This window comes from Acinetobacter schindleri CIP 107287 (assembly GCF_000368625.1).
Lineage (GTDB): Bacteria > Pseudomonadota > Gammaproteobacteria > Pseudomonadales > Moraxellaceae > Acinetobacter > Acinetobacter schindleri.
Genome location: NZ_KB849576.1, coordinates 778,109 through 786,796, shown reverse-complemented (window position 1 = coordinate 786,796; position 8,688 = coordinate 778,109). Strand labels below are relative to the sequence as shown.

At 40.1% G+C, this 8,688-nt stretch carries 9 protein-coding genes and 1 pseudogene; 4 read left to right on the top strand and 6 right to left on the bottom strand.

Features of this window, described 5'->3' with window-relative positions:
* From F955_RS16620 to F955_RS11280, 3 genes and pseudogenes are all read right to left on the bottom strand, one after another.
* Positions 1-121 (bottom strand): annotated as a pseudogene (locus tag F955_RS16620) (IS5/IS1182 family transposase); the annotation flags it as partial.
* Positions 122-283: 162 nt separating this feature from the next.
* Positions 284-568, bottom strand: a complete 285-nt coding sequence (locus F955_RS11285; RefSeq protein ID WP_004809157.1) for a hypothetical protein — start codon at positions 566-568, stop codon at positions 284-286.
* Between the two features lie 910 nt (positions 569-1,478).
* Entirely contained in the window at positions 1,479-1,709 is a 231-nt protein-coding gene (locus tag F955_RS11280; protein WP_004809153.1) for a hypothetical protein, read from the bottom strand.
* 252 nt (positions 1,710-1,961) lie between these two features.
* On the opposite strand from F955_RS11280, the gene F955_RS11275 reads away from it, so the two are divergent.
* Positions 1,962-2,498, top strand: a complete 537-nt coding sequence (locus F955_RS11275; protein WP_004812798.1) for a CinA family protein — start codon at positions 1,962-1,964, stop codon at positions 2,496-2,498.
* 39 nt (positions 2,499-2,537) lie between these two features.
* Positions 2,538-3,152, top strand: a complete 615-nt coding sequence (locus F955_RS11270) for a hypothetical protein (RefSeq protein WP_004810714.1) — start codon at positions 2,538-2,540, stop codon at positions 3,150-3,152.
* Between the two features lie 80 nt (positions 3,153-3,232).
* Here the strand turns inward: F955_RS11270 and prpC are convergent, their stop codons facing one another.
* Both prpC and prpB read right to left on the bottom strand, forming a co-directional pair.
* A complete protein-coding gene (gene prpC, locus F955_RS11265) occupies positions 3,233-4,375 on the bottom strand; it encodes a bifunctional 2-methylcitrate synthase/citrate synthase (protein WP_004894563.1) in 1,143 nt (380 codons plus the stop codon).
* A gap of 4 nt (positions 4,376-4,379) precedes the next feature.
* On the bottom strand, positions 4,380-5,264 hold the full coding sequence (gene prpB / locus F955_RS11260; RefSeq protein ID WP_004810717.1) for a methylisocitrate lyase: 885 nt from the start codon (positions 5,262-5,264) through the stop codon (positions 4,380-4,382).
* Positions 5,265-5,496: 232 nt separating this feature from the next.
* Between prpB and F955_RS11255 the strand changes: the two genes are divergently transcribed.
* Together F955_RS11255 and argF are read left to right on the top strand one after the other, a co-directional pair.
* Positions 5,497-6,150 (top strand): TetR/AcrR family transcriptional regulator, encoded by a 654-nt coding sequence (locus F955_RS11255; RefSeq protein WP_004894560.1) that lies wholly within the window; start codon positions 5,497-5,499, stop codon positions 6,148-6,150.
* A gap of 110 nt (positions 6,151-6,260) precedes the next feature.
* Positions 6,261-7,181 carry an ornithine carbamoyltransferase gene (argF, locus tag F955_RS11250; RefSeq protein ID WP_004812788.1) on the top strand — a complete coding sequence of 307 codons (921 nt, stop codon included), beginning with the start codon at positions 6,261-6,263 and terminating at the stop codon, positions 7,179-7,181.
* Between the two features lie 53 nt (positions 7,182-7,234).
* Here the strand turns inward: argF and F955_RS11245 are convergent, their stop codons facing one another.
* A complete protein-coding gene (locus F955_RS11245; RefSeq protein ID WP_004894557.1) occupies positions 7,235-8,527 on the bottom strand; it encodes an MFS transporter in 1,293 nt (430 codons plus the stop codon).
* Positions 8,528-8,688 lie beyond the last annotated feature (161 nt).

Here is an 8,688-nt window from a genome sequence, read left to right as displayed (position 1 = left end):
ATGGAGCATACCATTGCGTAGCAGGATCAAACCAAATGGCAATATTTCCGCGACTCATGAGTGCTCGGTTATATGCGGGCCAATTGGTTGTGCGGTAGATTTTGTGTGTAGGCTTCTTCATTTGAAAATTATATCGCTAAAAAAGCCTTTACAGATAGGTTTGTGCAACAAAGCCACAGTACTCTATTCTACATTTTCTTCATCAACGTCTTTCCAAACTTAAATTCAGTTATGAAGCCCAAAAGAAAACCGCCTTATGGCGGCTTTCTTCGAGTTTCAATACTTAGCGCTGTTGTCCGCGTTGATTTTGTTGATCACGCTGATGAGCTTGTTGTGTTGAATCTTGCTGTTGACCTTGTTGATTAGGCTGCTGTTGCTGTTGCAGATCCTGCTGATTCTGTTGATCTTGCTGGTTCTGCTGATTTTGCTGACGTTGATTTGGGTTCTGTTGATTTTGCTGGTTAGGCTGTTGCTGTTGCTGTTGATTTGGATTTTGCCATTGGTCTTGCTGATTTTGCTGACGCTGTTGCTGATTCTGGTTCGGATTTTGTTGGTTTTGGTTAGCCATTGGAGACGCTCCTTTTTCCTTTATAAGTAAATGAACCGATCTTTACGAGTTCAGTATTTACTCTACAGCCTTCTGCATAAACTCCAAGTCATAACCTGTTACAGACTAATTCAATGTAAAATAAATTGATTTAAACTATTGATAATCCATTTTTACACTTACATTATTTACCCAAGCATCTCGTAAATAATAAGAATAGCTACTAATATGTGCAGATGAAATCTATATCTAAAAAAATGCAAAATTCTACTTTTTTAAAATATAAATATTTTATTTATAATTCGTAAAATTATTAACTATAAAACTTAGATTTAATATTTTTTCAAGACATCAAAACCTATATAAAGATTCTAAATACTTTATACAGGGAAGATCAAAAATTGGTTATACACTCAATTAAAATATAAGTCATTTTTGAGAAGATTAAACAATTGGGTTAAGTATGGGGCGAAGACCCAATTACCGATCATTCTAGTCTAAATATAGTTAAGTCAATTAGTATATCTTTCCATCATATTATAATTTTGTATATAAGCAGAATCGTCAATCCCATGCGCTACGACATAGTTTCCGCAATCTGTAACCATCTGAAGATTGATCAATACATTCACTTATGCAAAAAGACCAAAAATAAAAACCAAAGGAATCGCCGCTGATAAAAGTTTTTCATGATATTCCCCTAAAAATGAAGGGAAATTTTATTTTTAATTATTAATATATGATTAAAACGAGGAACAAAAACAAAAAAAGTAACCCTTTTAAGATATTAATTACTGCATTATAAACACTTTAATTAAACATAATAATAAATAAAAATAAGTAAGCAAACATTTTATAATATATTGTTATCTAATAGTTTATTAAAAAACCTCTAAAAAAGAGGTTTTTTCAATCTTATTCAAATTATTAATTAAATCGCGACCATTTTTACAATAATCGTTTGAGTATCTTCTTTTTCATCGGGTAATTGCAAACGTTTTAACTCCTTGCTTTTCACCTTTAGTTTTAAATTCTGGTAGGTAATAATCGCAGGAATCTGATCAAAATACTGTGCATCCGCATCAATTTCTTCCTGAAATAAAGGGGTACCCAACTGATAGTCCAGACTTTTCAGGACTACATATTTAACTGTAGTTTTCATTGTAACAACCTACTTTCATCAAGCACTTTATTTTTATTTTTACCACTGTTTAAGCTTAGATGATACCGTTAAATGCAAATTTTGCTTAACTCTTGGTCAAACACACTCATTCGCTGAATTTTGAACATGTGTATCTCATATTTAGCTTTTAACAGCATGTTTTGTATAAATGTATACAATCGTAAGGGTGATTGAAGAATCCACATTTCGTCTATACATTGAATACATCACCCTCAAATAAAAATGATAGCCATGTTAAAAGAATGTTGTGATTTACTCGAACAAAAAAAACTGAAAGTTGCTTTTGTAGAAAAAGAATGTTGTGATTTACTCGAACAAAAAAAACTGAAAGTTGCTTTTGTAGAAAGTGCAAGCTCAGGCTATTTAAGCAGCCAGTTTTCGCTTTATAAAGAATGTGGTGCACAAATTTTACTCGGTGGACTGGTTTGTTATGATGCCAATCTGAAAATGTCAATCTTAGGGGTACCTCAGGATTTAATTGATAAATATTCACCTGAATCCCCGGAAGTGACGAATGCGCTTGCGATTACCGGCCAGAAGCTGTTTCAAGAAGCCGATTTGATCGTAGCGTGTACCGGCTTGCTCAAACCTGGTGGTAGTGAATGTAAAGAAAAGCCGGTAGGAACGTTTTTTGTTTCGGTTTTCTATGAAGGTCAAACTTATGATTATCGCTATCTGATTGATGGTACACCTGAGGAACGCCTGGATATATTGACGGAACAGATTGCTGATCAAATGATGGATTTAATTGATAGCAAAACTGCTTAATTTCGCGTCTTTATAAAAAATTAGTGGATGAGGATAATGATGAAAGCCAATATTAGTTTGTTTTTACTTGGTATTTGTCTTAGTCCATTGAGCCTTGCGACGGTGGGTGGCCCACAAAACCTTGAAGTTTTGGGTTATGAAGCCAAGGACCAAAAACTATATCTGTTGCGCCATTATCTGGATGGGCGTGGACGTCTGCCTCAACTGTATTATTATAATTTTAAATCCAAGATGCCAAACCAGCTGATTCAGGTCAATTCCCTATATATCAATCCTAAAACCAAGAAAATTGACTATGATCAGAATAGCAAGAAGTTTGATCAGGAAATTGCCAAAATCAAGAAACGTTTGACTCCGGTAGTTCCTCTTCCGAAGCAGAATATTCAGCTCAAGTTACTAAAGACCAGAAAAGGCACTGCACCTGTATGGCATGATCCGAAACAAAGCGTACCTAAATGGACCTATCAATATCGGATTGAATCAGGTCACTATAAGAGTCCAATACAACAGGCTATCAGCTATAAACCCGATTTAAGGTTAAATCAGATCTATAAAATTCCGAAACAGGATAAATTACTGGTCACTGTAAAATATTTAGGCATTCAATTTGAAACTGGGTATCACATTGAAGATCCCGCCCTGCTCAGCCATTAAATGAAGATTAAATAAATATAACCTATAAAAAAATAAGGTCTGACGAGAGACCTTATTTTTTTATTTACAATAGCTGTAACTTAAACTGCTACGGCGCCGCGCTCAGCAATTGGAATCACTTTACGTAGTTCCGGACCCGTATAGTCTGCGCTTGGACGGATAATACGGTTATCTGCACGCTGTTCCATCACATGCGCTGCCCAACCGGTAACGCGTGACATCACAAAGATCGGTGTAAACAGTTTGGTTGGAATACCCATGAAGTGATAAGCAGATGCATGGAAGAAATCAGCATTACAGAATAATTTTTTCTCACGCCACATGACTTCTTCACAACGGACTGAGACTGGATAAAGTACGGTGTCGCCTACATCTTTCGCCAGCTTCTCTGACCACTGCTTAATAATGCCATTACGCGGATCATTGTCTTTGTAGATTGCATGACCGAAGCCCATGATCTTTTCTTTACGTTCCAGCATACCCAGCATTTCACGCTCAGCTTCTTCTGGCGACGTCCAGTTTTCAATCATATCCATCGCGGCTTCATTGGCACCACCATGCAGGGGACCACGTAGTGAGCCAATCGCACCGGTAATACAAGAGTGCAGATCAGACAATGTCGATGCACATACGCGTGCAGTGAAAGTTGAAGCATTAAACTCATGTTCTGCGTACAGAATCAATGATACGTTCATCACCTGTTCATGCAAGGCATTTGGCTTTTCACCACGCAGTAAGTGCAGGAATTGAGCACCAATGGAATCATCATCGGTATTTTCATCAATACGAATGCCATCATGGCTATAGCGATACCAGTAACAGATAATCGCGGGTAGCGTTGCCAGAATACGATCCGCTACATCCTGCTGTTCAGCAAAAGACTTTTCTGTTTCCAGATTACCCAGCATGGAGACGCCGGTACGCATCACATCCATTGGATGCGAGTCCGCCGGAATGCGTTCCAGCACTTCTTTCAGTGCTTGCGGAAGGCGACGTAATGACTTAAGTTTTGCCTTATAAGCTGCAAGCTGCTCGGCAGTTGGCAATTCACCAAAGAAAATCAGATAGGCTACTTCTTCAAACTGGCAGTGTTCTGCCAGATCCTGCACATCGTAACCACGATACGTCAGTCCTGCACCGCTTTTGCCTACTGTTGAAAGTGCCGTTTTCCCTGCGACTTGTCCACGCAATCCTGCGCCAGTGAGTACTTTTCCTTCAGCCATTGTTTTAATTCTCCTGCTTAAACAGTTTATCTAATGTGTCTTCGAAGCTGTGATAATCTAAAAATTCGTAGAGTTCTTTTCGTTGTTGCATTTTGTCCAGTACATTTACCTGAGTACCGTTTTGACGGATCGACTGCATCACTTCTAAAGCAGCCTTTTGCATTGCACGGGTAGCTGACAGTGGATATAGCACCATACGAATGCCCTGCTCGGCAAGCTCCTCAGTCGTGTAATACGGTGTATCACCAAATTCGGTGATATTTGCCAAAACAGGTACACCCACCGCATCGCAGACTGTTCTATACATAGTGATGTCCGTCATTGCCTCAGCAAAGATCGCATCCGCACCCGCCTCTACACAGGCACAAGCACGATCAATCACAGCCTGTAAGCCTTCTTTTTGCAAGGCATCGGTACGTGCCATGACTACAAAGTTAGAATCCGTTTTGGCATCCACTGCCGCCTTGATCCGGTCTACCATTTCCTGTTGCGATACGATTTCTTTATTTGGACGGTGGCCGCAACGCTTTTGTGCTACCTGGTCTTCAATATGCACGGCTGCTGCGCCAGCTGCAATCATCTGCTTAATGCTACGAGCAATATTAAATGCACCACCCCAGCCTGTATCAATATCTACCAGTAATGGCGTATCCACACGTTCAGTAATACGGCGTACATCTTCAAGGACATTATCAAGACTGGTCATACCCAAGTCAGGCAATCCATAAGAATAATTGGCCACACCGGCACCAGAGACATAAAGGGCTTTATAACCGACCTGTTTCGCCATCATGGCTGCATAGGCATTTACGGTTCCAATGATTTGTAGTGGTTTCTCAGTTTCTAATGCTTCTCTAAACTTTAAACCTGCAGACATTTGTTGTGTCATCTTCCCTTTCCACAGTGTTGGCTATAATTATTGAAGTTCGAGTATACCTATTCAAAACGCTCAATCCATGGCCTGATAGAATAAAAACTCTAAAACTTTAGTCAAATAATGCGGATAGATTTAGCATAAATCTTAGTCGAGATAATAGATACAGCAGTCTCCATGAAATGTGCGCACAACTTTGTTATGATGGCAACTGAAATAATCGAAAAGTGCTGATTTAGTCGTCAATATGCAGGATCTCGTTCAACTGGAACCCTTAGCCAAAGATGTGCCACAGACCAAGCTTGGTCATGAGCGCTGTCTCGCCCTTTTGATCAGTGCAACAGAGCTGTTCCTGGAACATGGTTATGATGCTGTATCACTGGATGATATTGTCAATCATGCCGGTGGCTCCAAGGCATCTATTTATAAATACTTTGGCAATAAAGAAGGCCTGTTTAAGTCGATTTGTGATTATCGCCGTACCCAGTTCTTTAAAGATATTTGTCTCCCCTTTTCTTTAAACAGTTCTAAAGACTTTAGAAGCTATTTGATTCAGACCTTGCTGAACTTTTACCAACATATCAAACAGCCGGAAAATGCCGCATTTATGCGGCTGGTGCTGGAACAAAGTGGACGCAATCTGGATATTGCTCGACATATTCATGAACAGGGGCCAAAACATATCCAGCACTCTATTGCTGAAGTTTTGTCACAGGCACATGCCAAAGGTCTGCTCAGCTGTCCAAATCCATTATTTTCTGCACAATTATATTTCGGTATTTTAAGAAATATGGAATGGCGCATTTTAATGGGTTTGCCAAGCGATGAAACTGATCAGGAAACTGTCGAATATGTGAATTATTGTGTCGATCGTTTCCTGGACGGTCATCAAAAAGTCTAGTTTTTTTGCAATTTCCTATTCATATAGTATATTAGCCGATTCCGTATTTTTTTAACTAACCAACAACTAATTGTTGAACCAGTTTTTCAGCAATTATTGTGGAGTAACGAATGGCTCTCCGTCACTTTCTGACTTTACGCGATCTATCGACTTTAGAACTTAACCAGATACTGCAACGCGCCATCGAGCTCAAGCGCAAACAGCATAACAATGAAGTTTTCCAACCGTTTGTTGGTAAAGTTATGGGAATGATTTTTGAGAAATCCAGTACCCGCACGCGTGTTTCGTTTGAAGCTGGCATGACCCAATTCGGCGGCAGCGCAATTTTCCTGTCTTCACGTGATACTCAATTGGGCCGTGGCGAACCTATCGAAGATTCTGCACGTGTGATTTCAAGCATGCTTGATGTAGTGATGATCCGTACTTTTGGTCATGACATCGTTGAACGTTTTGCTTCTTATTCAAAAGTACCCGTGATTAATGCTCTGACTGATGACCACCATCCTTGCCAGCTGCTTGCTGACATGCAGACTTACCTGGAACATCGTGGTCCAATCGAAGGTAAAACTGTGGCGTGGATCGGTGATGGCAACAATATGTGTAATTCATATATTGAAGCTGCGCATATGTGGGGCTTTAAGCTGAAAATTGCTGCGCCTAAAGGTTATGAGCCACAAGAAAAATTCCTGTCTGAATTTGCACACTGTGTAGAGCTGGTTGACTCAGCTGAAGATGCAGCAGTCAATGCTGACCTGATCGTGACTGACGTTTGGGCAAGTATGGGACAGGAAGAAGAACAGAAAATCCGTGAAAAAGCATTTGCTGATTATCAGGTCAATGAGCGCTTGATGGATCTGGCTCACCCCGACTGCCTGTTTATGCACTGTTTGCCTGCACACCGTGGCGAAGAAATTTCAGAAAATATGCTGGATCACAAAAATGCTGTGGTTTGGGATGAAGCTGAAAACCGTTTACATGCTCAGAAAGCATTGGTTGAATTCCTGATTAATGAAAATCTGAAAAAAGACTAAGTTTTCTTTCAATAAAAAAGCACCGAATCCGGTGCTTTTTTATTGCTCAAAGATTAATGATCATCTTTTAAATATTTTGGTTCTTTCGGTAATTGCCAGCTACAGAAGAAACATACAATCAGCATTACAATGACATACACGAAGAAGGTATTTTCAATACCTGCTGATTTAAATTGTAATGCGACCGAAGGTGCTGAACCACCAAAGACGGCATTACCCACTGCATAAGAGAAACCTACTCCTAAAGCTCGTACATGTGGCGGGAACATTTCTGCTTTTACGATACCGCCAATCGAGGTATAGAGGCTCAGTAACATCATCAGGAAAATCAGCAATAATGCAACGATCACTGGGGTATCACTGAAGACCCGCATACCGACCGCCATGACCGGATAAATCGCAATCGCCATCAACCCACTAAACAGCAGCATACAGGTACGACGACCAATTCGATCCGACAAAGCACCAAAAACTGGCTGTGCAATCATCAATATAAAGATACAGGCCGTCATAATAAATCCGACAGTCTTTGGATCAATACCGATATTGGTTAAATAGGTTTTTGAATAAACCGTAATTACATAGAAGCTTAGTGAACCCGCTGAAGTATAGCCAACCACCAGCAAGAATGTTTTCCAATGGTTCTTGAACAATTCTTTAAGTGTACCTGAATCTTCCTTATCACTATCTTCCGTAGATAGCGTTTCTTCAAGACGGCTACGTGCCAATAAAGAAACAATTGCCGCAATACCACCAATCACAAACGGGATACGCCAGCCACCATCAAGTAACTGTTGTTCGCTCATAAAGCCCAGGAAAATAACCCCGAGTAAACTTGCCAGCAACTGACCACCGGTCAAGGTCACATATTGGAAAGATGAGAAAAATCCACGCTGACCTTTTAAACCCAGCTCACTCATATAGGTCGCAACAGCGCCATATTCACCACCGACTGATAAGCCCTGTAACAGACGCACCAGCAGCAGCAAGAATGGTGCTGCCATACCCACCTGCTCATAAGTTGGTAAAGCTGCGAATAGGAATGAACTGATGGCCATTAAACAGATCGAAATGACCATGGATTTTTTACGGCCATGTTTATCGGCAATACGGCCAAATAGCCAGCTACCTATCGGACGCATAAAGAAGCTGGCAGCAAATACACCCCAAACATAAATTGCCTGAGTTGAACTGTCCATATTTGGTGCAGTGAGTGCCTTGGTAAAATAAACCGCAAATACAGCATAGATATAAAAATCGAACCATTCGACCAGGTTACCGGAGGCTGCCCCGACGATTCCTTTAATACGACTGTTTTTTTCCTGCTTGGAATAAGCTTGACTCAAAATATGACATCCTTATTTTTAAATCATTGAAGTTTCTTGTTTATAGGTCAATATTTTATGCCTTTAAACTTAGATATTATTTTTGCATGCACCCTACGTACTTACCGGTATGCTGCGTGGGGAGGTGTAAGACTATAAACCTAGATGAAATCCCATACAAA

Bases quoted from the DNA above. Each gene is read 5' to 3' on its own strand.
- F955_RS11285 (WP_004809157.1), bottom strand. From the start codon at position 568: ATGGCTAACCAAAACCAACAAAATCCGAACCAGAATCAGCAACAGCGT.
- F955_RS11280 (WP_004809153.1), bottom strand. From the start codon at position 1,709: ATGAAAACTACAGTTAAATATGTAGTCCTGAAAAGTCTGGACTATCAG.
- F955_RS11275 (WP_004812798.1), top strand. From the start codon at position 1,962: ATGTTAAAAGAATGTTGTGATTTACTCGAACAAAAAAAACTGAAAGTT.
- F955_RS11270 (WP_004810714.1), top strand. From the start codon at position 2,538: ATGAAAGCCAATATTAGTTTGTTTTTACTTGGTATTTGTCTTAGTCCA.
- prpC (WP_004894563.1), bottom strand. From the start codon at position 4,375: ATGGCTGAAGGAAAAGTACTCACTGGCGCAGGATTGCGTGGACAAGTC.
- prpB (WP_004810717.1), bottom strand. From the start codon at position 5,264: ATGACACAACAAATGTCTGCAGGTTTAAAGTTTAGAGAAGCATTAGAA.
- F955_RS11255 (WP_004894560.1), top strand. From the start codon at position 5,497: ATGCAGGATCTCGTTCAACTGGAACCCTTAGCCAAAGATGTGCCACAG.
- argF (WP_004812788.1), top strand. From the start codon at position 6,261: ATGGCTCTCCGTCACTTTCTGACTTTACGCGATCTATCGACTTTAGAA.